Genomic DNA, 24,605 nt, shown 5'->3' on the forward strand with positions numbered 1-24,605 from the left:
CGCATGGAGGCCGGACGTCGCCGCAGTGGCGCGTCCACGACGCGAACAGGACCTGCATGCCCACGACCGCGAGTCGGCCGACGATCTTCGCCCTGCACGGGCTCGGCCTCAGCGGCCGCCTCTTCGATCCGCTCGCCGCGGAGCTCGCCGGCACGGCGGACGTGGTGGCGATCGATCTGCCGGGGTACGGCGATCGGAACGACGACGCAGACCTCTCGCTCGAGGCGATGACGACGGCGGCGATCCGCGCGATCCGCGAGAACGGCGCCGCGCGCTGGCTGCTCGTCGGGCACAGCATGGGCGGCAAGGTCGCCTCGCTCGTCGCGGCGCGCACGCTCTCCGGCCGGTCGGGGCTGTTCGGGCTCGCCGGGGTCGTCCTGCTCGCCGGCTCGCCGCTCTCGCCCGAGCCCATGCCGGAGGAGAAGCGCGCCGAGATGCTCGGCTGGGTCGCCGACGGTCCCCTCGACGAGGAGCAGGCGCGCACCTTCCTCGAGCAGAACATCGGCGGCCAGCTGCCCGCCGCCCAGGAGTCGCAGTCGCTCGCCGATCTGCGCCGCTCCTCCCCCGCCGCCTGGCGCGAGTGGCTGGAGACCGGCAGCCGCGAGGACCGGACGGACGCGGCCCGCGCGCTCGCGGCGCTGCCCGCCCTGCTGATCGCGGGCGGCGACGACGGCGACCTCGGCGCCGACGGCCAGCGCACGACCAACGCGCGCACCTACCCGCGCGCCCGCCTGCTCGAGCTGCCCGGCGCCGGCCACCTGCTGCCCGTGGAGCGGCCGGCCGAGGTCGCCGCCGCGATCCGCGCCTTCTGGCGCGACGAGGCCGGCACCGGACCGGCCGTCCCCGACGACGCCACGACAACCATCCGCTCGGCGCGCACCTCCTCCCGCGTGCGCGCGATCTTCGCCGCGCGACTGCTCGCCGACGACCCGGGCCGCGCGCCGGCGGCGCTCACGGCCGCCCAGCTGGCCACGCTCCGCGCGATCGCGGACCGCGTGGTGCCGCAGGACGAGGACGCCGGCCGGATCGATCTCGCCGCCCGCGTCGACGCGCAGCTGGCGGCCGGGCGCGGCGACGGCTGGCGGAACGCCGAGCTGCCCCGCGACACCGAGGCGTACGCGCTCGCGCTCGACGCACTCGCCGGTTTCGCCGACCTGACCGCCGCGGAGCAGGACGCGCGGCTGGAGTCGCTCGGCTCCGCACCGCTCGGGGCGTTCGGCGCCGACCAGGCGAAGGCCTGGTTCGAGGACTGCTGCAACGACCTGGTCCGCCAGTGGCTCGCGCACCCGGCGAGCATGGCGCGCATCGGGTTCGACGGCTACGCGACCGGAGGCGACACCCTGCCGCTCTCCGGCTTCACCTCCCTCGCCGCCGGCGAACGGGACGCCTGGGAGCCCGACACAGGGAGCGCCAGCACGAACACGACCAGCACCAGCACGAGGAGCCACGAGTGAACATCGCCGGCATGCGCCGCTACTCCCCCGACGAGGTCGTGGACGCCGTCGTGATCGGGACCGGCGCCGGTGGCGCCCCGATCCTGGCGACCCTCGCCGCGCGCGGCCTGCGGGTCGTCGCGCTCGAGGCCGGCCCGCACTTCGACCCGCTCGACTTCACCGCCGACGAGACCGAGGCGACCGAGATCAACTGGATGGAGGAGCGCCTCAGCGGCGGCAGCACGCCCACCGCCTTCGGCCCGAACAACAGCGGACGCGGCGTCGGCGGCTCCACCCTGCACTGGGGCGCGTTCACTCCGCGCCCCGACCCGCGCGACCTGCGGCTGCGCAGCGAGAGCGGCGTCGGCCGCGACTGGCCGGTCTCGCACGCCGAGCTGCTCCCGTACCTCGAGCGCGCCGAGGCGACGATCGGCGTCTCCGGGCCGGCCGACTACCCGTGGGACCCCGCGCGGCGCTACCTGCAGGGACCGGTCGGCCGCAACGCGTCAGCCGAGATGATGCTGCGCGGCTGCGCCGCCCTCGGGATCCGCGCGACCGACGCGCCCGCCGCCGTGCTCAGCCAGGACCGGCACCAGGACGAGCACGGCGAGCGCCCCGCCTGCCGCAACTGCGGCCAGTGCCACCAGGGCTGCCGCACCGGCGCCAAGGCGAGCATGGACACCACCTACCTGCCGCTCGCGGTGCGCGACGGCGCCGAGATCCGCGCCGACTCCTTCGTGCACGGCATCGAGCTGGACGCGGCCGGGAAGGTCAGCGCGGTCGTCTACACCTCGGAGGGGGTCGAGCGCCGGCAGCGCTGCTCCGCCCTGTTCCTCTGCGCCGGCGGCGTGGAGACGCCGCGCCTGCTGCTGCACACCGGGATCGCGAACAGCAGCGGGATGGTCGGCCGCAACTTCCTGGCGCACGGCGCCACCCAGGTCTGGGGCACCTTCGACACCGAGATGCGCGGCTACCGCGGCTATCCCTCCTCCGTGATCACGGAGGACACCGTGCGCCCGGCCGACGCCGACTTCGCCGGCGGCTACCTCATCCAGAGCCTCGGCACGATGCCGCTCACCCAGGCGACCTCGTTCGTCCGCGGCGCCGGGCTCTGGGGCCCGTCGCTGATGACGGCGCTGGACGAGTACCGGTACATGGCGGGGGTCGGCATCAACGCCGAGTGCCTGCCCTCGGACGGCAACCGGCTCGAGCTGACCGACGAGCTCGACGAGCACGGCGTGCCGAAGGCGCGGATCACCTTCTCGCCGGGCTCGAACGAGGAGGCGATCGACCGCCACGCGATCCGGACGCTGACCGCGATCGTCGAAGCGGCCGGCGCGACGAGGACGATGACGGTCGCGCGCACGGCGCACACCCTCGGCACCTGCCGGATGGGCACCGACCCCGCGGACGCGGTGGTCGACTCCGACGGGCGCAGCTTCGACGTGCCGAACCTGTTCGTCTGCGACAACTCGGTGTTCCCGAGCGCCGTCATCGCGAACCCGGCGCTGCCGACGATCGCGCTCGCCCTGCGGACGGCCGACCGCTTCCTCGCGGCGTAGGGAGGCGTCCACCCTCCCGCGAGATGCCACTTGTGCACGCTGTCGTCGGCGTGTCGCGTACACAAGTGGCATCTCGCGAGGGGGATCGAGGGACTTAACACGTCGGAAACTTCTCAGAAACCGTGCAGCATATGGGCGGGGTTGAGTGGGGGGACACCCCCACCCGATGGAGACCGCATGCCCCTGTTCCGGCCGTCCGCCCGCAGCACCGCCCGCAGCACCGTCCGCAGCCTCGCCCTCGGGGCGGCACTCGCCGCCTCCCTCTCGCTCGTCGCCTGCTCCGGGGCGAGCGACGCGGCGTCCGACGAGGGCGACACGGTCACGGTGACCGTCGGCACCCTCCGCGGGCAGCCGCACTTCTACCAGCCCTTCCTCTACGAGAAGTTCGCCGAGGAGGGCGTCGAGTTCGAGGTGATCACTCTCGACACCACACCCGCGCTCAGCGACGCCCTGGTCGCGGGCACCATCGACTTCGCGATCTCGGGCGTCACCCCGACGATCGCCTCGATCGCCCAGGACCGGGACCTCAGGATCGTCGCCTCCGCGGCCGACGGCGGCTCGGGCTTCCTCGGCGGCGAGGGCATCTCCTCCGTCGAGGACCTCGCCGGGAAGAAGGTCGGCTACATCCAGGGCAGCGCCCAGGAGGTCGCCCTGCGCTACTACCTCGACCAGGCGGAGCTCGCCGACGACGACCTCGAGCTGATCACGATCCCGGTGCCCGAGATGGCGTCCGCGTTCACCAGCGGCTCGATCGACGCGTTCTTCGGCGTCGAGATCGGTGTCTCCATCGCGGAGGCGGCCGGCGGCACGGAGATCGCCGACCCCTACGCGACGCCGATCGGGCGCGTGAACATCGGCCTCGTCACGACCGGCGCGATGATCGAGGACGAGCCCGAGGTGGTGCAGAAGGTCGTCGACACCCACGCCGCGACGACCGCCTACATGGCGGACAGCACCGACGAGTGGCTGCCCGAGATGATCGCCGAGTTCGGCGGCGACCAGGAGGTGCTCGAGTCGGCGCTGGAGAACTTCTGGCTCCGCTCGGACCTGAGCGAGGAGTACCAGGGTCAGCTCGGAGCGCTCGCGACGCAGATGCAGGAGCTCGGCTTCATCGACGCGGCGCCCGCGATCGAGGACGTCGTCGACACGACGTTCGCGCCGGCGGCCGCCTCGTGACCGGCGCCGGCCGATGACCACGACCACCCGCGCCGCCGAGCCGGCGACCGCGACCGAGCGGCTCAGCACCGCGAAGCCCCGCCGGCGCGCCGGTCGCAGCGGCTGGACGACCTTCCTGCTCGGCCTGCCCGTCCCGATCCTGTTCGTCCTGCTCTGGCAGTTCGGACGGGTGGGCGAGTGGGAGCTGCCGTTCGGCATCCGGATGGCGTTCCTGCCCTATCCGGGCGACGTGCTGGTCTCGCTGATCGACTACGCGGTGGCGGGCCTGCGGAACGACGCGTTCAGCGGACTGCTCTGGACCGACCTCGCGGCGAGCGCCGGCCGCGTCTTCGGCGGCTTCGCCCTCGCGAGCGTGATCGCGATCCCGCTCGGCGTCCTGATGGGCCGCTACTACACGGTGAACTCGCTGTTCGATCCGTTCATCAACCTGTTCCGGCCGGTGCCGGCGACGGCCTGGGTTCCGCTCGTGGCGCTGCTGATCGGCTACGGCGACCAGGCGTCGATCTTCCTGATCACGCTGTCGGCGTTCTTCCCGATCGTGCTCGGCACCATCAGCGGGGCGCGCCAGGTGCCGCCGCGGCTGATCGAGGCCGCCCGGATGCTCGGCACGTCGCGGGCCGGCGTGCTCGTGCGGGTCGTGCTGCCCGCCTCCGCCGCCGCGATCGTCAACGGCATGCGGATCGGCCTCGGCCTCGCCTGGGTCGTGCTGGTGCTGAGCGAGACGACCGGCGTGAGCACGGGTCTCGGCTCGACGATCTTCCTCGCGCGGGACGTGGTGCGCACGGACCTCATCGTGGTGGGGATGATCTGCATCGCGATCGCGGGCTTCGCCTCGGACCGCCTGCTCCTGCTCCTGTTCCGCGTGCTCTTCGGCCGCCGGCCGCTCATCAAGTGAGGACCCGATGACCCCCGCTGCTGCCGCCCCTTCCGCCGCGCCCGCGCGCACCGCCGACGTTCACGTGCTCGACCTCGTCAAGCGCTACGAGACGGCCGGCGGAGGCGTGCTCGCCATGGCGGGCGTGTCGCTCGACATCCCCTCCGGCGAGTTCGTGGCGGTGGTGGGCGCGAGCGGCTGTGGCAAGTCGACCCTGCTGCGGATCCTCGCCGGCTTCGAGGAGGCGACCGAGGGCGCCGTCGAGGTCGGCGGCCGGCCGGTCACGGGCCCCGGCCCGGATCGCGGCGTGGTGTTCCAGGACTACGGCCTGTTCCCGTGGCTGAGCGTCCGCGAGAACGTCGCCTACGGGCCGCGGCGGAAGGGGCTGCCGAAGGCGGACGCGGCGGCGGTGACCGACCGGTTCATCGAGGCGGTGGGGCTCACCCGCTTCGCCGACCGGTTCCCGGGCGAGCTGTCCGGCGGGATGCAGCAGCGCGTCGCCATCGCCCGCGTGCTCGCGAACGAGCCCTCGGTGCTGCTGATGGACGAGCCGTTCGGCGCGCTGGACGCGCTCACCCGCTCGGACCTCCAGGTCGAGCTCAAGCGCATCCACCGCGAGACGGGCACCACCGTGCTCTTCGTGACGCACTCGATCGAGGAGGCCGTCTACCTCGCCGACCGGGTCGTGGTGATGACCGGCGGCGCCTCGCACGGGGTGCCCGGCCACATCAGCGAGATCGTGACGATCGCTCTCCCGGCCGAGCGCGACGTGACCGGGCCGGAGTTCAACGAGCACAAGCGCCGCATCTCGGAGCTGGTGCACGCCCCGGCCTGACCGCCCCCTGCGCGAGATGCCACTTGTGAGCGCCGCCGTCGGCGTGTCGTGCTCACAAGTGGCATCTCGCGGAAGGGGAGGCGGGCTACTCGGCTCGGCGGGGGCGGCGGCGCTGGTGCGCGCCGAGGGCGAGGGCGGCGCCGGCCAGGAGCAGGGCGCCGGCGGCGGGGAGCGCGGCGACCGAGTCGGCGCCGGTCTGCGCCAGCTGGTGACCGGCCGATCGGACGGGAGCGGCGGGCGAGACCGCGCCGGCGGGGTGGACCGGGGCGGTGGGCACCACCGTGGTGGACGACTGAAGCGGGGCGGCCGGCTCGACCGTCGTGGCGGGCTCGAGCGGGGCGGCCGGCTCCACCGTCGTGGACGGCTCGAGCGGGGCAGCCGGCTCCACCGTCGTGGACGGCTCGAGCGGGACGGCGGCCCGGACGGTGATCGCGAGCGCGCCCTTCACGCCGTGCACGGTGCGGAAGCCCTGGGGGCTGAGGCCGGTGACCTCGCTGGCGATCGCGACGGAGCCGCGGTCGAGATCCTCCTGGGTGACCTTCTTCTCGACGCTCAGCTCCACCTTCTGGTGGACGGCGAGATCGACGCCCGGCCCGGCGTCGCCCAGGCGCACGTCGTGCAGGGGCACGTCGCCGTCGTTGGTGACGGGCACCGACCACTTCACCGTCGTGCCCAGCGTCACCGCCGGGTCCTCGAACGCGCCGGTGATGTCGCCCACCACGTGCGGATGCTCGCCGGGGATCGTGATGCCGCCGTTCAGCGCCTGGAAGACGCGAGTGCCCTCGGGGCTGAGCCCGGTCACGTCGCGGTAGATGATGACGGCGCCGAGCTGGCGGTCGTGGGCGGTGACCGTGGTCTCCGTCGTCAGGTCGACCGTGCCGCCGACGGGGAGATCGACGCCCGGTGCGTCGACACCCGGGATGCCGGTCTCGGGGTCGTTCAGGTGCACGCCGTGCAGGGCCGCGTCGCCGTTGTTGACGATGTGCGCCGTCCAGCTCACCCTCGTGCCCTCCACCACCGGCTGACCGGTCGGCACGTCGAACACGCCGGCGATGGCGCCGGTGATCGCCGGGTGCTCCGCGGCGGGCGCGACGGCGACCGCCGCGGCGGGCGCGGGCGTCGCGGGCGCGGACTCGCTCGCGTGCGCGGCCGTGGCTGCGGAGCCGAGCAGTCCGACGGCCAGGACGGCGCAGGCCGTGGTGCTCAGAGCGGTCGCGCGGAGGCCGCGCGGGGCCGGCGGGGTGGGACGAACTGGTCGGATCGGCAAGACGACTCCTCGAGAGATGGTGGGACGACGGGGCGGTTCCGACGATCGTGGCGTCGCGGAGCCCCACCGGCCTCCTTTCTGGCACTCGTCGGCCGTGCGGCGGGAACTGACCAATCGGACCCCGGTACCGATGATCCGCGCGGAGCTGCGCTCGGCGGGGAGAGGCAGAGGGCCCGGGGCGGCGAGGGCGTGCCGCGCCGGACCCCCTGCGGTTCAGGAGGCGCTGCCGGCTCAGAAGGCCCGGTTGCGCCCGATGTAGACGTTCCGCGCCCGGTAGGTCGTCGTCCCGCCCGGGCCGTTGGGGCCGGAGGAGCCCTCCATCTGCAGGTTGATGATGCAGTGCATGGGCTTGCCGACGTAGTCGAGCATCCGGTGCGTGGCCTGCCACTGACCGTCGAGGTAGTAGTGGAAGTCGACGTCCCGCGCGTTGACCTTCTCGATCCACGTGCGGTAGGTGTGCCACGTCGACGCGGCGTTCGCGACCGGGACGATCGTGGACTGGACGTCCGTCGGTGTCTGGAAGGAGTTGAACAGGTTGGACGACGTGCCCTTGAACTCGAGGATGTCGCTCTCCGGCGGCCAGCCGTTCACCGCGGTCAGCCAGAAGGCCGGCCAGGTCCCGGGGGCGGTCGGCGCCTGGAAGTCGCCCTTCACCTCCCACTGCGGGAACTGGTCCGTGATCGAGACCTTCACCTTGGTGTTGATGGTGCCCGAGTGGTACCAGGTGGGCAGGAACGGGTCGGACGTGCTTTTCGACTCCGGACTCGCGAGCCGCGTCGCCGTGAGCGTGAGGACGCCCCCGGCGAGCGAGACGTGCGAGTGGTCGGTGGGGCTCGCGAACATCCGCGCCGAGCCGTTGTGGTCGGAACCCCAGGGGTACAGGTAGTTCCAGGCCGACTCGAGGGCCGAGTAGCTGGTGAAGGTGTTCGTCAGGACGTCCTCGAAACCGGCCGCATAGGCCGGCGTCGCTGCCGCCCCGAGGACGGGCACGGCCGCTGCAGCCGCTCCCGCGCCGATCACGAAACTGCGCCGGCTGACGGCGTGGGCACGGACTCCGTCGGCCGCTTCTGCATCTCTCATCGTTCTCTCCTTCTCGATCGGGGACGCGCCTCTCGTGAGGAGCGCCCGGGGCGCACCGGGAGTCGGGCGCCCACCCGCCGTGCCGCCGATCCGCTCCCGGGACGGCGCGACAGTGCGGGGAACCGGGAGGTGAACACGTGTTCACGGGGGGAGTGAGGCGAAGCTAGCACAGGGCCGCGGAGCCGTGCACACGTTCTCACCTACCCTGTGGAGAAACGGACGAAAGGGGGGCATGTGGTGCAGGGACGCAGGGCGACGATCGTGGACGTCGCGCGGGCCGCCGGGACCTCGCACGCGACGGTGTCCCGCTACCTGAACAAGACGACCGTCGTGACTCCCGCCACCGCCGCCGCGATCGAGCACGCCATCGGCCTCGTCGGCTACACCCCCAACCAGACCGCCCGCTCGCTCGTGCGCCGGAGCACGCGCTCCATCGCGTTCGTGGTGCGGGAGGACACGAGCCGGTTCTTCGCAGACCCGAATCTCAGCGAGATGGCGGTCGGCGCGAACAGGGAGCTGTCCGCGAGCGGGTTCCAGATGGTCGTCCTGATCGTCGACGACGACGAGTCCGCCCTCCGGATCGGGCAGCTGGTCACGGGCGGCTGGGTGGACGGCGCGATCCTCGTCGCGATGCGCCCCGACGATCCGATCGTCGACGCCGCCCTGCTGCACCGCACCGCGATCGTGACGGCGAGCAGCTCGTCGCTGCACGCGGACGTCCCCTCCGTCGACACGGACAACGTCGGCGGCACCAGGAGGATCACCGAGCTGCTCCTCGCGGGCGGTCGACGGCGGATCGCCGAGATCCGGGGGCCGGGGCACGCGACGGCCGCCGCGCTGCGGCACGACGGCTACGCCCAGGCGCTGGGCGGGTCGCTCGATTCCCGCCTGATCGTCACGGCGGAGGAGTGGACGAGCCGGGCCGGCCGGGCCGCCGCGGACACCCTCCTCGAGCGCGGCGCGGCCTTCGACGCGCTCGTCTGCGCCTCCGACCTCCTGGCCCTCGGCGCCCTCGAGTCGCTCGACGGCCGCGGTCTGCGCGTGCCCGAGGACGTCGCGGTCGTCGGGTTCGACGACGCTCCGTGGGCGGCGGGCGCGAGGCCGGCGCTCACGACGGTGCACCAGGACGCGCGGGAGACGGGGCGCCTGCTCGCGGTCGAGATCCTCGCGCGGGTCGCCGGCCTCGACCGCCCGGAGGCGCACGTGATCCTGCCGAACCGGATCGTCTGGCGGGACTCCGCGGGCCCGGCGCCCGAGGCGCGCTCGGAGGATCCGGCGATCCCGGAGGAGCCGCCGATCCCGTAGAAGGGGGGTCGGTGGACCTCCGGCGACGGGTCCCGCTGTGTCACTGTTCCTGTCACGCTGGACGCTCACACCGCTGACAGATCTCCCGAAGGGACACGATGCCCGTCCTCCGGTTGGTGCTCTACCTCGCCGACGATCCCGAGCAGAGGGCGCACCTCTGCACCTTCCACGGCGACCGGCACAAGCTCGCGCACGACCTCGAGACGCGGCAGTTCCTGCCGGTCGTCCGCGGGCACGAGCAGTACAGCGTCGTCGCGGTCAATCGGATCCAGCGGGTCGAATTCGAGCGGGTGGAGGGAGAATCGCAGGAGGAGCCCGCGAACATCGTCAGGAGCTGACCGTGATGATCCGTTGTCGAACCGTTCTCCGTGCCGCTCTGGCGGCGGGGGCGGTCGCCGTGCTGGCCGGCTGCAGCCCGGCCGCGGAGGAGGCGGTGCCGACGACGGCGCCGACGGCGGGCGCGACGGCGACGGTGACCGCTACGGCCACGGTCACCGCGACTCCGGCGACTCCCGCGACCCCGGCGCCCGCGGACGCCACGAGTCTGCTGATCGGCCCGACCTCGTTCTCACTGGTCGACGACTCGGGCACCGCGCTCGGCAGCTGGGACTACCGCGACGGCACGGGCGCGGTCGCCGCGCTCACCGAGGCGTTCGGCAGCGCTCCGACCGAGTCGGACGACGTGCCGTACGAGGGCTACCGCAGCCGCGTCTCCAGCTGGCCGGGGTTCGCCCTCAAGGACACCGAGGTCTACGACGCGGGCGGGGCGGAGCTCCCGTACCCCGAGCCGGACTTCCTGCTCGAGGCGACCGCCGCCGCGGTCGGCGACGTCGCGATCAGCACCCTCGGCGGCGTCGCGGTGGGCGACGCGGCGGCCGACGTCGCGGCCGAGCACCCGGACAGCACGACCGACGGCTCACTCGGCTCCTTCCTCTTCGACACGACGACCGTCGGCTCGCGAGACGGCGCCGATCTGACGAACACGGTCGGGGCGATCGCGGAGGACGAGGTCACCGTGTCGAGCCTCCGCGCCCCGTTCGTGAACTGGGGCGTGTAGGCGCGGGGTGCGCGCCCGCGAGATGCCACGTGTGAGGCTTTCCGACGGCGTGTCGCGCTCAGAGGTGGCATCTCGCGGAGCGGGGATCTCGATACGCCCGCTGCGCGGGCTACTCGATCAGCAAGGGAGCGGCGGACCCGAGCTGCTGGAGCAGCAAGGGGGCGGGGGTGGCGGTCAGCAGTCGCTCGCGTCGAAGACCAGGCCCGAGATCCCGCTGCTCTGCCAGCCCTGGTAGCCGCCGAACTGGCTGTAGACGAGCGAGCTGCCGGAGGGGAAGGAGCGGAACGTGAAGGTGTCGAAGCGAGGAGTGTTCCTGGCTGTCTCATCAAGTTTGGTGGCGGGCCGGAAGGGGTCGGCGATCGTCCCGGCACCGACGCCCGCGTCACCGCCGCGGGTGGAGATCGAGGTGGGCGCGACGCTGAAGCCGACGGACGACCAGGACTTCGCAGCCCAGTAGAACTCGTCCCTCACGACCCGCGACGTGATGTCCACGAACGTGAGCTGGACATTCACCGGGTCGAAGACCTTCCCGTCCGCGTCGAGGAACTCGAAGATCAGCGTCTGCGAAGGCGGGCCCGGCGTCGGCACCTCCGGGATCAGCTCGCCGCCCGCCGTGGAGACCTGCCCGGCGCGACGCTGGTTCAGGAGAAGCACCCCGGGCTCGAAGAAGCGCGTCGCGGACTCGTTGACGAAGTCAACGGAGCCGCCGGGGTAGATGACGGTGCCGCCCTGGGTGAGGTTGTAGCTCGTGCCGGGAGCCGTATTGGAGCTGTTGTCCCTGCTCGTGGTCGTGGTCGTGGTGTCGGGCGCCAGGATCGAGGTGATCCGGATCGTGGTCCTCGTGCCGGTGGGCGAGGTCGCAGTGAGAGCCACGGGGTTGGTCGCGACGCTCGACGGCGTGAACATCGTCATGCTCGTGCACGGAGCCGTCGACGCCGCGGCGTGCGGAGCAGCGACGGCCGCGCTGACGACGGGGATGCTCCAGAGCGCACCCGCGGAGACGGAGCGGCGCGAAGGGCCGGAGGGTTCGGACGGAGCGGAGGACATAGCGGATCCATTTCTGTGAGAGGGAGGGAACGGTCGAGAGCCGACCGGATGAGAGAGCACCGTAGGCAGGTCGGCGCCGAGACGGACGAGGCGATCGCCGCGCTGGCGCACGGCGTCGGTTCGCGGCTTTCCGGGGATGGAGCGCTCTAGCAGCGCTGTCACGGACGATGAACAGGAACGGCTCAGCGAGCTCGAGGACAATACGGATATGGTCGCGGCGGGGCCGGCGGACGCGGTAATCGCGGCGACGCTTTGATCGATCGGCCGGCGCTCGGATGAGGGTGGATCTCGATACGCCCGCTTCGCGGGCTACTCGATCGGCAAAGGCGGGCGCCGGTCGAGGAGTGCGGAGCGCGGATCGAGACCCGCGTGTCAGAACGGCGGTGGGAGGTCGTCGAAGCGCGGGCCGGGTGGGGGGACGGTGTGCGCGAGGCCCGGTGGTCGGGTGGTGATCCGCCGGCCGGTGGGGGTGGTCCAGGCGGTGACGCCGTCGCGGAGCGTGTAGCGCCAGCGGTCGCCGTGGCGGAGGTGGTGGTGGCTGGTGCAGAGAGACGCGAGGTTCTCGAGGGACGTCTCGCCGCCGTCGCGCCACTCGATCGTGTGGTCCGCCTCCGCGGTCGATGCCGGGCGGGTGCAGCCGGGGTGGCGGCAGGTCTGGTCCCGCAGCTACAGATGCAGGCGCATCCGCGCCGGCGGGAGGCGGTGGGTCCGGCCGACCGAGACGACGGCGCCCGTGTCGGGCTCGGTGATCACGCGGGTGAGGGACGCGAACGCGAGGTTCTGCGCGACGCCCGCGGGGATCGGGCCGTAGCCGTCGAGATCGGCGGGAGTGTCGTCGAGGCCGAGCGCCGCGCCCGCGGTCATCGTCACGCGCACCTCCGCTCGCACGCCGGGCACGAACGTCGGCTCGGGACGCTCGACGCCCTCGGGGAACGTGCCGGCGACGTCGCCGTCGCAGAGCAGGTCGGTCACGACATCGGCGCGCAGCTGGGAGAGCGTGCGCTCGTCGTCACCTCCGTCGCGGACCGACCGCGCCATCCGATCCGCCCGGTCGTAGGCGCCCAGCACCGCGGTCGCCGGGGCGAGGACGCAGAGCGTCGCCATGCCGTCGACCTCCGGCGTCACCCAGACCGCGCGATCCTGCCGGGCGCGAGCGTGCCGCTCCGCGAGCGGCTGCTCGTGCAGCTGCTCGCCAGACCCGCCTCCCACCGGATCCTCGCTCCGGCCAGCGCGGCCCGGGTCAGCGGCAGCTCCTCGAGCAGGAGCTGCGCGCACTCCAGCTCCCGCGACGCCACCCGCTCGGACACCGTCATCGCGACCGCGAACTCCGCCCGGACCGACCGCTCCACCAGATCCCTCGATCCGCTCCGGGACTCACCCCGCGCGAACGCCCCCGGACACCGCAGCGCCGCCCGGTGGCCGTGGTACAGCTCCTCCGCGGACGCCAGCAGCGTCGGCGACGCCGCGCGCGCCAGCGCACCGGCGCGGTCGCCGCGCTCGCGCACCTCGGCGCGCACCGCGTCCGCGTCCGCGTCCGCACTCTCGATCTCGTCCATACGAGTATTCCAGCAGCGACCACCGACACCCGCACGGCCCCGGCGCCGATCCGTGGAGAGCACGCCGAACCGCCTCCTGTGGAGGAGGCGAGAACGCCGCTCGGAGCGGCGCTCAGCAGGTGCGGGAGACGAAGCTCAGCGCGCTCAGGGCGATGGCGTGCCAGCCCTGCTGGCCCTGGTGCTGGCTGAAGGCGAGGGTGCTCCCCGACGGGAAGGTGCGGAAGATGAACGTGTCGACGAGGGCACCTCCGAAGATGCCGAGATCCGTGGAGGCGTCGCGCCGGAACGGATCCGCGACCGTGCCCGCACCGGCTCCCGGGTGCCCGGGCATGGCGGAGATCGACGCGGGCGGGACACTGAAGCCGACGGTGGACCACCAGTCCACGAGCCAGGGATCGTTCGGAACCGCGAACGACGTGATGTTCTGGATCGTCAGCCGGACATCGGTCGGATCGAACGGTCGCCCGTCCGCGCCGAGGAACTCGAACGTCAGGGTCTGCAGGTCGGAGCCGGGCGAGGGCTCCTCCTCGATCGGCCCGGCCCGACGCTGGTTCAGCATCAGCGATCCGTCGGGGTAGTCGCGGAGCACGACCTCCCCTACCGCCGACGGGTCGCCGTTGGACGCCCAGCGGCTGCCGTCCCGCGTGAGGTCGAAGTCCTGACCCCGGGTCTCGGTGGTGGTGCCGGGCGCGAGAACGGAGCTGATCCTGACCGTCGACAGCACCCCGGTGGACGAGAGCGCGGTGAGCACCGTGGGGTTGCTCGCGACGCTCGTCGGAGTGAACATCGTCGTGCTGAGGCAGGAGACGGGCGACGCCGCGGCGAGCGGCGCCGCGACCGCCGCGCTGACGACGGGGAGGCTCCAGGCCGCGCTCGCGGCGAGGCTCCGCCTGGTGGGTCCGGCCGGGTCGGACGGGTGCTGGGACATGGGGATCCGTTCGAGAGAGCGACAGGGAGCGCGCGGGGGCGGATCCGTCGACCTCGGCAGGATAGGAGGCGCGAGCTCTCGGAGGTGGCGCGCCCTCGCGCGCTGGCGCGCGGAGCCGTCGGCGCCCCGGTCTTCACTCCCCGTCGGCGAAGTCCGTGCTGCGGCTGAGCGGCTCCCAGGCGTCGACGTCGGAGCGGAGGGCGTCGAGCGCGGCGCGGAAGGCGTCCGACGCGTCGTTGCCGAGCAGCAGGATCGCCGGGGGTGTCGCCGACTCGACGACCTCGATCAGCGCGGCGGCCGCCTTCGCCGGGTCGCCCTTCTGGGTGCCGTGCACGGTGTCGTGCTCCTTGCGGCGCTTGCCCGCGGTGCCGGCGTAGTCGGCGATCGGGTGCTCGGACTGGGTGAGTGAGCGGCCGGCGAAGTCGGTGCGGAAGCCGCCCGGCTCGACCGAGAAGGCGCGGATGCCCAGGGGCGCGACCTCCTTGCGCAGCGACTCGGTGAGGGCCTCGATCGCCGCCTTCACGGCGGCGTAGTAGCCCGAGCCCTCGGGCGAGATCCGCGCGCCGATGGAGGAGAGGTTGACGATCGTGCCGGAGCGGCGCTCGCGCATCCCGGGCAGCACGGCCTTGATCGTGCGGACGGTGCCGAAGAGCTGGGTGTCGAAGAGCTGCTGCACCGCGGCATCCTCGCCCTCCTCGACGGCGGCGCGGTAGCCGTAGCCGGCGTTGTTGACGAGCACGTCGACACCGCCGAAGCGCTCCTCGGCGGCGGCGACCGCGGAGGCCACCTGCGCGTCGTCGGTGACGTCGAGGGGCAGTGCGAGCGCGGAGTCGGGGTGCGGCTCGACGATGTCGCGGACGGAATCGGCGTCGCGCGCGGTGACGACGGCGTTGTCGCCATGGGCGAGGACGGCGGTCGCGAGCGCGCGGCCGAGTCCGGTGGAGCAGCCGGTGATGAGCCAGGTGGTCATGGCGGTCCTTCTTCCTCGAGGTCCGCGGCAGGGGCGATCGGCGCGGGCAGGACTCCATTCCACCGCCGCCGGGGCGCCTCGGAACAGGGGTGGACGCGTGAGAGGGTGGTCCGGTGTCCACAGTGAGCGTGCCGACGCCGCGCTCGGGGGTGCGGACGCGGCGATTCCGGCGCCTCGCGCGCCTCGGCTTCGCCGTCAACGGCGTGGTGCACCTCCTGATCGGCGGGCTCTCGCTCCGCGTCGCGTTCGGCGACGACACGACGCAGGAGGCGGATCCCTCCGGGGCGATCGCCCGCATGGCCGAGAGTCCGGCCGGGCTCGTCGTGGTCTGGGCGGCGCTGGTGGCGCTGGTCGCCCTCGGGCTGTGGCAGTTCACCTTCCAGAGCCGCTCGAGCGATCCGAGCCGCGCCAAGCGCTGGGGGCGGCGGATCGTGGAGTCGGGCAAGGGCTTCGCCTCGCTCGCACTGGCCGGGACGACGCTGGTGTTCGCGCTCGGCGGGTCGACCAGCTCCTCGGCCACCATCCGCGCGATCAGCACCGATCTGCTGGCCCGGCCGGCGGGGGCGATCGTGCTGACGGTGGTCGGCGGGATCGTCCTCGGCAGCGGGATCGGCTTCCTCGCCATCGGCGTGCGCCGCGGGTTCCGCAAGCTCGTGCGGATCCCCGCGGGGCGCCGGGGTCTGGCCGTGCTGATCCTCGGCGCCGCGGGCTACGTCTCGAAGGGGATCGCCCTGGGGATCGCCGGCGGGCTCTTCGTGGTCGCGGCTATCACCGGCGACGCCCGGCGGGCGACCGGGCTCGACGGTGCGCTGCGCTTCCTCGACGTGCCGCCGTACGGCACGATCGCGCTCGTCGTGATCGGGGCCGGCCTGGTGATGTACGGCGGGTTCCTGATCGCGCGCGCGAAGCTCGCCAAGCTCTGACGCGACGGGCTCAGGCCGCGCGCCCGGCGGGGTCGAGGCGCTTCGCGTAGCAGCGGGTCGCCGGCTCGTCGCCCCAGTAGCCGAAGCCGGGGATGAGGTCGTAGCCCGAGCTGCTGTAGAGCGCCATCGCCTCGGGCTGCTCGATGCCGGTGACGAGGCGGAGCAGCGTCACGCCGTGCCGGACGGCCAGCTCCTCGACTCCCGCGAGGAGGAGGCGGCTGTGACCGCGGCCGCGCGCCGCCTCGGTCACGAACATCCGCTTGATCTCGCCGATCTCGCCGTCGGCGGCGAGCGCGACGCAGCCGACGACGTCGGGGCCGACCTGCAGCAGCAGCGTCGGCGCGTCCGCGGGCGGCCGAGGCCCCGGGTCGTCGCCGCCGTACCGCCGCATGATCTCGGCCTCCTGCACGGCGAACAGCCGCGCCGCCACCGGATCGTCGGCCGTCGTCTCGACCAGCCGGCCCTCGTCTGCACCCACGTCTGCACCCATGTCGCTCACGCTCCCATCGCTCCCCGCGAGATGCCACTTGTGCACGCGACACGCCGACGAAAGCGTGCACAAGTGGCATCTCGCGGAGGGTCAGCAGACGGCGGAGCGGAAGCTGAGGCTGGCGAGGAAGACGGAGTGCCAGCCCTGCCTGCCGGCATGCTGGGTGTAGGTGAGCGTGCTCCCGGAGGGGAAGACGTCGAAGGAGAAGATGTCGTTCTGGAAGTACGGTCCGGTCTCGGCGTCTCCGTTCTCGCGCCGGTACGGGTCGGCGGGCGTGCCTGCACCGGTCCCCTCGAAGAGGACGTCCTGGACGATCGCGGTCGGCGCGACGCTGAAGAACATCGCGTCCCAGTGGTTCGGCGTCCACGCCTCCCGGTCCTTCGCGGTGAAGCCGTAGAACTCGAGCTGGAGATCGGCCGGATCGAACACTTGCCCCTGCGGATCGAAGAACTGGAAGGTCAGGGTCTGCGAGTCGGATCCCGGGCTGGGGAGGGTGGTGACCGGACCCTCACGACGCTGGTTCAGGGTCAGCGAGCCCCTGGGCGCGGAACCCGACGCCTGCACTTCGGAGCTCTCGAGGTCGGTTGCCCCGAACTCCCCTGTCCAGCAGGTTCCGCTCTGAGACAGGTTGAAGCTCTGGCCCTGCGTCGTGGTCGTCGTACCAGGAGCGAGCACCGACGTGATCCGCACTGTGGACACCGCGCCGGAGGGGGCGGGCGCCAGGAGCACCGCGGTGTCACCGCCGGTGTTGTCGGTCCGCCTGAAGGCGACCGCGCTCTCGCAGAGGGTGGCGGTGGAGGCGGCGGCGAGAGGCGCCGCGATCACCGCGGCGGCGAGGGGAGCGCTCCACACCGCCGCGGTGCTCACGGTTCGGCGGGACGGTCCGGGCGTGGGAGTGGAGGACAGGGACACGGCGGTCCTTTCGATGATGAGGCGGAGTGCGCCTCGGAGCGGCGGAGTGGTAACGCTGTCATGGCGCTGTGCGGCCAGCCAAGCGCACCTCCCCCGCCGCGAGCAGTCCCCCGTCCGCGCCACACCCCCTGGTGAGCGCCTCCCGCGAGATGCCACTTGTGCGCGCGACACGCCGAGGGAAGCGTGCACAAGTGGCATCTCGCGGAGGGGGGTCAGGCGTAGGTCGCGGCGGCGTCTGCGAGGCAGTCGCGGAAGACGCGGACGGCGGGGGACGCGAGCTGCGCCTCGCGCTGGGCGGTGAAGATGGTGCGGCGCGGGCGGCCGGGCAGCTCGAGGAGGCGGCAGTCGGCCTCGCCGCCCGCCCAGACCAGGTCGGGCATCAGGGCGACCGCGTTGCCGGTGGCGGCGAGGCGGATCTGCGCCTGGAGGTCGGCGGTCTCGAAGCGGACGTCGGGCTCGAAGCCGGCGACGCGGCAGGTCTGCTCGGCGAAGTGGCGGCTGGCGGTGCCGCGCGGCTCCATCACCCAGGCCGCGTCGCGGGCGCCCCGCAGGTCGCGCACGGCGGAGTCGCGGCTGACGGCGAGGCGGATCGCGTCGGTGGTGAGATCGGCGCGCACCAGGCCGGGCAGCCAGGAGACGGAGTGGCCGGGGTACTGCTCGGCGACGACGAGGTCGAACTCGCGCGCCCAGGAGGTCTCGTGGAGGGCGCCCTCCGGCTCGCGCTGCACCATCTCGACCCGGACCTCCGGCGCGCGCTCGGCGATCGCCCGCAGCGCGCCGGGCATCAGCGCGAGCGCCGCCGACTGGAAGACCGCGACCCGCACGCGGCCGGTGACCGACTCCCCCGACGCGGCGAGCGCCGCCTCCGCACGCTCGAGCAGGGCCAGCACCTCGCCGGCCGCGGCGACCAGGATCTCGGCCTGCGGGGTGAGCTGCACCCGCCGGCCGACCTTGCGGAGCAGCTCGACGCCGGTCTCGCGCTCGAGCACGGTGAGCTGCTGCGACACCGCGGAGGGACTGTAGGCGAGGGCCTCGGCGGCGGCGGCCAGGGTGCCGCGGATGGCGACCTCGCGCAGGAGCACCAGGCGGCGGACGTCGAGCACGGCGGACCTCGCTTCGGTCGGGGTAATCAGTAAGCAGGAGTGACCGGTAACGGTTAGAAACGGTCGCTTCTGCTCAACGGTACCCCGGCGAATACTGAGGTCATGACGGATCTCGCAGCTCCTGCCCGCTCCACCGGCCCCTCCCCCGACGGGCCCGCTCCCGACAGCGTCGACCCCGGGCTCGTCGACGCGAGCGTCGCGCTCGTGCGGCAGTGGCTGCAGGACGCCGCGGGCATCCCGGTCGACGCGTCCGGCGCGCAGCTCGCCGGCGTGCTCAAGGACCCGACGGGCCTCGACTTCACGGTCGGCTTCGTCGACGGCGTGGTCCGGCCGGAGGACACCAGGGTCGCCGCCGCGGCGCTGCGCGCGATCGCCGGCGGCGTGCCGCGCTTCCTCCCCGCCCCGATGCGCGGCGCGGTCGCGCTCGGCGGCGCGGTGGCCCCGCTGCTGCCGGACGTGGTGGTGCCGATCGCGCGCCGAGTGCTGCGGCAGATGGTCGGCCACCTCATCATCGACGCGACCGACTCGCGGCTCGGGCCGGCCATCGCGAAGATCCGCCGCGACGGCGTCCGGCTGAACATGAACCTGCTCGGCGAGGCGGTGCTCGGGCGGAAGGAGGCGCAGCGCCGCCTGGAGGGCACGCACCGGCTGCTCGCGCGCGACGACGTCGACTACGTCTCGATCAAGGTCTCCTCCACCGTCGCCCCGCACAACCCGTGGGCGTTCGACGCCGCGGTCGACGACATCGCCGAGGAGCTCGCTCCGCTGTTCGCGCGCGCGGCGAGCGCGACGCCGCAGAAGTTCGTCAACCTCGACATGGAGGAGTACAAGGACCTCGACCTCACCATCGCGGTCTTCACCCGCCTGCTCGACCGGCCGGAGTTCCTCGGCCTCGAGGCGGGCATCGTGCTGCAGGCCTACCTGCCCGATGCGCTGTCCGCGATGATCCGGCTGCAGGAGTGGAGCGCGGCGCGGCGGGCCCGCGGCGGCGCCGGCATCAAGGTGCGCCTGGTCAAGGGCGCGAACCTGCCGATGGAGCAGGTCGAGGCCTCCGTGCACGGCTGGCCGCTCGCGACCTGGTCGACGAAGCAGGACTCGGACACGAACTACAAGCGCGTGATCGACTACGCGCTGCACCCGGACCGGATCCGGAACGTGCGGGTCGGCGTGGCCGGGCACAACCTCTTCGACGTCGCCTACTCCTGGCTGCTGGCCGGCGAGCGCGGCGTCCGCGAGGGGATCGAGTACGAGATGCTCCTCGGCATGGCGCAGGGCCAGGCGGAGGCGGTGCGCCGCACGGTCGGCTCGCTGCTGCTCTACACGCCGGTGGTCTCGCCGGCCGAGTTCGACGTGGCGATCGCGTACCTGATCCGGCGGCTGGAGGAGGGCGCGTCGAGCGACAACTTCATGTCGGCCGTGTTCGAGCTGGAGGCGCAGCCGGCCCTGTTCGCCCGCGAGGAGGCGCGCTTCCGCGCCTCCGTCCGCGCGCTCGACGGCGCCGTGCCGCCCGCGCACCGGGTCGCCGACCGCTTCGCCGCGGCCGGCCGACCCGGCTTCGGCGACTTCCGCAGCACGCCCGACACCGACCCCTCCGTCGCCGAGAACCGGGCCTGGGCGCAGGAGATCCTGGCCCGCGTGCCCTCCTCCCGCGCCGGGGTCGACGCGATCGAGGCCGCGACTCTCACCACCCGCGAGGAGCTGGAGGCGGCGCTCGCCGCGACCCGCGCCGCCGGCTCCGCGTGGGGGCGTGTGCCCGCCGACGAGCGGGCCCGCATCCTGCACCGCGCCGGCGAGGAGCTCGAGGCGCGGCGCGGCGAGCTGCTCGAGGTGATGGCCGCCGAGGGCGGCAAGACGCTCGACCAGGGCGACCCGGAGGTGTCCGAGGCGATCGACTTCGCGCACTACTACGCCGAGCGGGCGCGCGAGCTCGACTCCGTCGACGGCGCGGAGTTCCACCCGGCGCAGCTGACGCTCGTCGCTCCGCCGTGGAACTTCCCGGTCGCGATCCCCGCGGGCGGCGTGCTCGCCGCGCTGGCCGCCGGCTCGGCCGCGGTGCTGAAGCCGGCCGGGCCGACCGCGCGCTGCGGCGCCGTGGTGGCCGAGGCGCTCTGGGCCGCGGGTGTGCCGCGCGAGGCGCTGCTGCTGCTGCGCCTGCCGGAGGAGGAGCTCGGCGCCGACCTGATCGCGCACGACGCGGTCGACCGGGTGATCCTCACGGGCGCCTACGAGACGGCGGAGCTGTTCCGCTCCTTCCGGAACGACCTGCCGCTGCTCGCCGAGACGAGCGGCAAGAACGCGATCATCGTCACGCCCTCGGCCGACCTCGACCTCGCAGTGAAGGACGTCGTCTCGAGCGCCTTCGGCCACGCCGGGCAGAAGTGCTCGGCGGCCTCGCTGGTCGTGCTGGTCGGCTCGGTCGCGCGCTCGAAGCGATTCCGCGCGCAGCTGCTCGACGCGGTCGCCTCGCTCACCGTCGGCCTGCCGACCGACCCGGCGACCCGGATGGGGCCGGTCATCGAGCCGGCCGCGGGCAAGCTGCTGCGCGGGCTGACCGTGCTCGGCGAGGGCGAGAGCTGGCTGCTGGCGCCGCGGTCGCTCGACGACACGGGGATGCTCTGGAGCCCGGGCGTGCGCGACGGCGTGCGGCGCGGCTCCGAGTTCCACCGCACGGAGTACTTCGGGCCGATCCTCGGGATCATGACCGCGGCGACCCTCGAGGACGCGATCGCGCTGGTGAACGAGGTCGACTACGGCCTGACCTCGGGGCTGCACGCGCTCGATCCCGCGGAGATCGGGGCGTGGCTGGGCGGGATCCAGGCCGGCAACCTCTACGTGAACCGCGGCACCACCGGCGCGATCGTCGAGCGCCAGCCGTTCGGCGGCTGGAAGAAGTCCGCGGTCGGGCCGGGCACGAAGGCGGGCGGGCCGGACTACCTGCTGGGGCTGGGGTCGTGGACGTCGGCGCCGTCGAGCGCTACCGCGACGGTCACCGACCCGCGCGTGGTCCGGCTCGTGGCGGCCGCCCGCGCCGAGCTGCCCGCGGCGGAGGCGGACGGCGTCGAGCGGATCGCGCGCAGCGCCGCGCTCGCGCAGTCGAGCCGGAGTCCGCGGGACGTGACCGGGCTCGCGGCCGAGCGCAACGTGTTCCGGCACCTGCCGTACGACGCGCCGGTGCTGATCCGGCTGGCGGAGGGCGAGCCGGTCGGCTCGCTCGTGCGGGTCGTCGTCGCCGCGGCGACCGCGGGCGCGCGGGTCGCGGTGTCGAGCGCGGTCGCGCTGCCGCCGCAGCTCGTGTCGGCCATCGCCTCCGGAGCCTCGGCGGTCGCCGTCGAGGACGAGACGGCCTGGGCCGCGCGGGTGCGCGCGCACGGGGGCGGCCGGGTGCGCCTGCTCGGCGCCCCCGCCGCCTCCGTCACCGCGGTCACCGGCGGTCGCCCGGACCTCGCGGTCTACGCGGGCGAGGCGACCGAGTCGGGCCGGCTGGAGCTGCTCCCCTTCCTCCGGGAGCAGGCCGTGTCGATCACGGCCCACCGCTTCGGCACGCCGGACCACCTGACGGACGCGCTGCTCTGACGCCCTCCGCGAGATGCCACTTGTGCGCGCTTCTCACGGCGTGTCGCGTGCACAAGTGGCATCTCGCGGGAGGGGCGGGGACGTCAGGACGCGATCTGCGAGATGCGCTGGTGGGAGAGGCTCAGGAGGACGGCGGCATCCCGCACGGACACTCCTTCGCCGCGGACGCCGGCGACCGCGTCGTGCTGGAGGCGCTCGTACTCGACGCGGCTGCGCTCCAGGTTCTCCCGCGCGATCCTGACCTGACCGAGCACGGCGGCGACGTCGTCCGGGAAGGCCGCGCCGTAGTCCCACGACAGCGCGAACGCGTCCTCGTCCACGTCCGTCAGCCCGCTGACGAGATCGCGGACCTCTCCCTCGAGCAGGGCGAGCGACCGCGACTCGGTCGCGCCCCCCGGGAGGCCCTGCACGACCGCCACCCAGAACGGCTTCTCGCGAGTGACGACGACCTGATAGCGGTTCATGAGTCCAACCAGCCCTTTCCGAAGAGGTGCTCGAGCGCGCTCTCGTTCGAGCGCGTGACGGTCTGCGACATCTGGCCCGAGTGCCCGGTCAGGCCGACCCGTCCGAGCTCCACGCCGTCGGGGTCGAGCACGATCCAGATCGAGTGGGAGCCCTTGCCTCGCCGGGGCAGCTGCTCGACGGACCAGCCCCGCCGTCGGGCACTCCGGCGGATCGCCTTGAGCACGTCCGCCGCTGACCGCGTTCCGTTGACCACAGAGTAAGTCTAGGAAGGTGGACAAGCAAGCGGCTATCGGCGTAGACACGCTGGCGCGCCGCGTCGCGTCGGCGGCGAGAGGGCGCGCGTCCGTCTGTTCGCGACAGGGTGGGGGCGGAGGGGGACGGGGTGGGGGGCCGGGCGCCAGGCTGAGCGGATGACACGGCAGGTGAGCGCCCCGCAGGACGCGGCGCAGGGGCGACGGCGGGCGACGATCGGGTCGGCCTTCGACCCGCGCAGCAACAGCGTCAACGCCCTGCGGCTCGGGCTCGCGGTGGCCGTGATCGTGTCGCACTCGTTCCCGCTGGGCGGCTACGGCGAGGATCCGGGCTTCGGCGGCTCCGACCTGGGCGACTGGGCGGTGGGCGGGTTCTTCGTCACCTCCGGCTACCTGATCACGGCCAGCCGGCTCCGCTCGCACTCGCTGCGCGACTACCTCTGGCGGCGCTTCCTGCGGATCTACCCCGCCTTCCTGGTGTCGCTCCTCGTCGTCGGCTTCGTGATAGCGCCGCTCGCGTCGCTGCTGCTCGGGGCCGGGCCGTGGACCGCGGCGGGCGGTGCTCGCTTCGTGCTCGGCAACCTGGCGCTCTACATCCGCGAGTTCGGCATCGACGGCATGCTCGGGACGGTGCCGTACCTGGGCGCGTGGAACGGCTCGCTCTGGACCCTCTTCTACGAGTTCGTCAGCTACCTCGTGATCGGGGTGCTGATCTCGGTGGTGCCGCGGCGGCGGGTCGCTCCGCTCGTCGTCGTCGGGTTCGCGGGGCTCACGCTGGTCGCCGGCGTGCTGGCCACCGATCGCGTGCCCTTCCCCGCGGCGCTCAACCAGACGGTGACGCTCGTCGCGTTCTTCCTGGCGGGCGCGATCGTGCACCTCTTCCGCGATCGGATCCCGCTGACGCTGCCGCTCGCGCTCCTGGCACTGGTGCTCTTCGCGCTGGTGGTCGGCAGCGGGCTGTACCGCGTGCTGGCCGGCCTGCCGCTCGCCTATCTGATGCTGGCGCTGGGCGCCCGGCTGCCGCTCCGGCGGCTCGGCGCGACCCACGACGTCTCCTACGGGATGTACATCTACGCGTTCCCGGTCCAGCAGCTGCTGGCGCTCGCGCTGGCCGGCGCCGGGGTGCCGGTCTGGGGCTACGTCCTGCTCGCGATCGTGCTGACGCTGCCGCTCGCCTGGGCCAGCTGGCTGCTGATCGAGCGGCCGGCGATGCGGCTGAAGCGGCTCACCGCGCGGGCACCGGTCGACGTCGAGGGACACGTCCTCCGCTGAGGGGGACGCACGCAGATGGGACTGGGGATCAGGATCCGGGCGGTCGAGCTCGCCGAGGCGGCCGCGTACTCGCCGCTGCTGAGCGCGCGCCTGCGCTGGCGGGCGCTGCGGGCGCTCGGCTGGCGCGACCTGGCCGCGCCGACCATCAAGCGGGGCGGCTGGATCAACGGGCACCGGCTGAGCATCGGGCCGGGCGGGTTCCTCGCCGTCGGTGTGTACCTCGATGCAGCCGCCCCGATCACGATCGGGCGCGAGGTGATGATCGGGCCGCACGCGATGGTGCTCACGTCGACCCACGCGGTCGGCGGGCCGGAGCGACGCGGCGGGGCGTCGGAGTACCACCCGGTGAGCATCGGCGACGGCTGCTGGATCGGTGCGGGCGCGATCGTGCTGCCCGGGGTCGCGGTCGCCGCGGGCTGCGTGATCGCCGCCGGCGCGGTCGTCACCGAGGACACCGAGCCGCACGGGCTCTACGGCGGCGTCCCCGCGCGGCGGCTGAAGGACCTCCCCGTCTAGCGGGCCGCCA

Annotated in this window: 24 protein-coding genes; 12 read left to right on the plus strand and 12 right to left on the minus strand. The window is 73.4% G+C overall.

The window, feature by feature from the left end:
* Positions 1 to 56 precede the first annotated feature (56 nt).
* From GSU72_RS16850 to GSU72_RS16870, 5 genes are all read left to right on the plus strand, one after another.
* The gene (locus GSU72_RS16850) at positions 57 to 1,454 is read left to right on the plus strand and encodes an alpha/beta hydrolase (protein WP_159986065.1); all 1,398 of its coding nucleotides are present in this window, start codon (positions 57 to 59) and stop codon (positions 1,452 to 1,454) included.
* Positions 1,451 to 2,995: a GMC family oxidoreductase gene (locus GSU72_RS16855; RefSeq protein WP_244255863.1), complete on the plus strand. Its 1,545-nt coding sequence runs from the start codon at positions 1,451 to 1,453 to the stop codon at positions 2,993 to 2,995. Before GSU72_RS16850 ends, GSU72_RS16855 begins: the two co-directional genes overlap by 4 nt.
* Before the next feature lie 177 nt (positions 2,996 to 3,172).
* Positions 3,173 to 4,171, plus strand: coding sequence for an NrtA/SsuA/CpmA family ABC transporter substrate-binding protein (locus GSU72_RS16860; RefSeq protein ID WP_159986066.1), 999 nt, complete (start codon positions 3,173 to 3,175; stop codon positions 4,169 to 4,171).
* A gap of 13 nt (positions 4,172 to 4,184) precedes the next feature.
* Positions 4,185 to 5,066 (plus strand): ABC transporter permease, encoded by an 882-nt coding sequence (locus GSU72_RS16865; protein ID WP_159986067.1) that lies wholly within the window; start codon positions 4,185 to 4,187, stop codon positions 5,064 to 5,066.
* A gap of 7 nt (positions 5,067 to 5,073) precedes the next feature.
* A complete protein-coding gene (locus GSU72_RS16870; RefSeq protein WP_159986068.1) occupies positions 5,074 to 5,880 on the plus strand; it encodes an ABC transporter ATP-binding protein in 807 nt (268 codons plus the stop codon).
* Between the two features lie 85 nt (positions 5,881 to 5,965).
* Here the strand turns inward: GSU72_RS16870 and GSU72_RS16875 are convergent, their stop codons facing one another.
* Together GSU72_RS16875 and GSU72_RS16880 are read right to left on the minus strand one after the other, a co-directional pair.
* Positions 5,966 to 7,147 carry an LPXTG cell wall anchor domain-containing protein gene (locus tag GSU72_RS16875; protein WP_159986069.1) on the minus strand — a complete coding sequence of 394 codons (1,182 nt, stop codon included), beginning with the start codon at positions 7,145 to 7,147 and terminating at the stop codon, positions 5,966 to 5,968.
* Positions 7,148 to 7,378: 231 nt separating this feature from the next.
* Positions 7,379 to 8,227, minus strand: a complete 849-nt coding sequence (locus tag GSU72_RS16880; RefSeq protein WP_159986070.1) for a family 16 glycosylhydrolase — start codon at positions 8,225 to 8,227, stop codon at positions 7,379 to 7,381.
* Positions 8,228 to 8,464: 237 nt separating this feature from the next.
* Here GSU72_RS16880 and GSU72_RS16885 point away from each other — a divergent pair, with 237 nt between their 5' ends.
* From GSU72_RS16885 to GSU72_RS16895, 3 genes are all read left to right on the plus strand, one after another.
* Positions 8,465 to 9,532 (plus strand): LacI family DNA-binding transcriptional regulator, encoded by a 1,068-nt coding sequence (locus tag GSU72_RS16885; protein ID WP_208545089.1) that lies wholly within the window; start codon positions 8,465 to 8,467, stop codon positions 9,530 to 9,532.
* A gap of 98 nt (positions 9,533 to 9,630) precedes the next feature.
* The gene (locus tag GSU72_RS16890; RefSeq protein ID WP_159986071.1) at positions 9,631 to 9,870 is read left to right on the plus strand and encodes a hypothetical protein; all 240 of its coding nucleotides are present in this window, start codon (positions 9,631 to 9,633) and stop codon (positions 9,868 to 9,870) included.
* 5 nt (positions 9,871 to 9,875) lie between these two features.
* Positions 9,876 to 10,589, plus strand: a complete 714-nt coding sequence (locus tag GSU72_RS16895; RefSeq protein WP_159986072.1) for a hypothetical protein — start codon at positions 9,876 to 9,878, stop codon at positions 10,587 to 10,589.
* A 174-nt stretch (positions 10,590 to 10,763) separates the two neighbouring features.
* Here GSU72_RS16895 and GSU72_RS16900 read toward each other — a convergent pair whose 3' ends face one another.
* The 5 genes from GSU72_RS16900 to GSU72_RS16925 all read right to left on the minus strand — a co-directional run bounded on the left by GSU72_RS16900 (position 10,764) and on the right by GSU72_RS16925 (position 15,090).
* The gene (locus GSU72_RS16900; protein WP_159986073.1) at positions 10,764 to 11,636 is read right to left on the minus strand and encodes a hypothetical protein; all 873 of its coding nucleotides are present in this window, start codon (positions 11,634 to 11,636) and stop codon (positions 10,764 to 10,766) included.
* 666 nt (positions 11,637 to 12,302) lie between these two features.
* Positions 12,303 to 12,761 (minus strand): DUF222 domain-containing protein, encoded by a 459-nt coding sequence (locus GSU72_RS16910; RefSeq protein WP_159986074.1) that lies wholly within the window; start codon positions 12,759 to 12,761, stop codon positions 12,303 to 12,305.
* On the minus strand, positions 12,758 to 13,192 hold the full coding sequence (locus GSU72_RS16915; protein WP_159986075.1) for a hypothetical protein: 435 nt from the start codon (positions 13,190 to 13,192) through the stop codon (positions 12,758 to 12,760). Before GSU72_RS16915 ends, GSU72_RS16910 begins: the two co-directional genes overlap by 4 nt.
* 112 nt (positions 13,193 to 13,304) lie before the next feature.
* Positions 13,305 to 14,120 (minus strand): hypothetical protein, encoded by an 816-nt coding sequence (locus GSU72_RS16920; protein ID WP_159986076.1) that lies wholly within the window; start codon positions 14,118 to 14,120, stop codon positions 13,305 to 13,307.
* Between the two features lie 133 nt (positions 14,121 to 14,253).
* Positions 14,254 to 15,090, minus strand: a complete 837-nt coding sequence (locus GSU72_RS16925; protein ID WP_159986077.1) for an oxidoreductase — start codon at positions 15,088 to 15,090, stop codon at positions 14,254 to 14,256.
* Between the two features lie 113 nt (positions 15,091 to 15,203).
* Here GSU72_RS16925 and GSU72_RS16930 point away from each other — a divergent pair, with 113 nt between their 5' ends.
* Complete coding sequence (locus GSU72_RS16930) at positions 15,204 to 16,013, plus strand: DUF1206 domain-containing protein (protein ID WP_159986078.1); 810 nt, start codon at positions 15,204 to 15,206, stop codon at positions 16,011 to 16,013.
* A gap of 10 nt (positions 16,014 to 16,023) precedes the next feature.
* On the opposite strand, the gene GSU72_RS16935 is transcribed toward GSU72_RS16930, so the two are convergent.
* From GSU72_RS16935 to GSU72_RS16945, 3 genes are all read right to left on the minus strand, one after another.
* A complete protein-coding gene (locus tag GSU72_RS16935) occupies positions 16,024 to 16,503 on the minus strand; it encodes a GNAT family N-acetyltransferase (RefSeq protein WP_159986079.1) in 480 nt (159 codons plus the stop codon).
* A 90-nt stretch (positions 16,504 to 16,593) separates the two neighbouring features.
* Positions 16,594 to 17,415 (minus strand): hypothetical protein, encoded by an 822-nt coding sequence (locus tag GSU72_RS16940; RefSeq protein WP_159986080.1) that lies wholly within the window; start codon positions 17,413 to 17,415, stop codon positions 16,594 to 16,596.
* 212 nt (positions 17,416 to 17,627) lie between these two features.
* Entirely contained in the window at positions 17,628 to 18,518 is an 891-nt protein-coding gene (locus GSU72_RS16945; RefSeq protein ID WP_159986081.1) for a LysR substrate-binding domain-containing protein, read from the minus strand.
* 102 nt (positions 18,519 to 18,620) lie between these two features.
* Here GSU72_RS16945 and GSU72_RS16950 point away from each other — a divergent pair, with 102 nt between their 5' ends.
* A complete protein-coding gene (locus GSU72_RS16950; RefSeq protein WP_159986082.1) occupies positions 18,621 to 22,091 on the plus strand; it encodes a bifunctional proline dehydrogenase/L-glutamate gamma-semialdehyde dehydrogenase in 3,471 nt (1,156 codons plus the stop codon).
* Between the two features lie 83 nt (positions 22,092 to 22,174).
* Here GSU72_RS16950 and GSU72_RS16955 read toward each other — a convergent pair whose 3' ends face one another.
* Together GSU72_RS16955 and GSU72_RS16960 are read right to left on the minus strand one after the other, a co-directional pair.
* Entirely contained in the window at positions 22,175 to 22,555 is a 381-nt protein-coding gene (locus GSU72_RS16955; RefSeq protein ID WP_159986083.1) for a MerR, read from the minus strand.
* Positions 22,552 to 22,809 (minus strand): hypothetical protein, encoded by a 258-nt coding sequence (locus GSU72_RS16960; protein WP_208545090.1) that lies wholly within the window; start codon positions 22,807 to 22,809, stop codon positions 22,552 to 22,554. The genes GSU72_RS16955 and GSU72_RS16960 overlap by 4 nt, the downstream gene beginning before the upstream one ends.
* 157 nt (positions 22,810 to 22,966) lie before the next feature.
* On the opposite strand from GSU72_RS16960, the gene GSU72_RS16965 reads away from it, so the two are divergent.
* Together GSU72_RS16965 and GSU72_RS16970 are read left to right on the plus strand one after the other, a co-directional pair.
* Positions 22,967 to 24,079, plus strand: a complete 1,113-nt coding sequence (locus tag GSU72_RS16965) for an acyltransferase (protein ID WP_159986084.1) — start codon at positions 22,967 to 22,969, stop codon at positions 24,077 to 24,079.
* A 15-nt stretch (positions 24,080 to 24,094) separates the two neighbouring features.
* Positions 24,095 to 24,595, plus strand: coding sequence for an acyltransferase (locus GSU72_RS16970; protein ID WP_159986085.1), 501 nt, complete (start codon positions 24,095 to 24,097; stop codon positions 24,593 to 24,595).
* The last annotated feature ends 10 nt before the right edge of the window (positions 24,596 to 24,605 follow it).

The sequence above is a fragment of the Rathayibacter sp. VKM Ac-2760 genome (genome assembly GCF_009834185.1).
Classification (GTDB): domain Bacteria; phylum Actinomycetota; class Actinomycetes; order Actinomycetales; family Microbacteriaceae; genus Rathayibacter.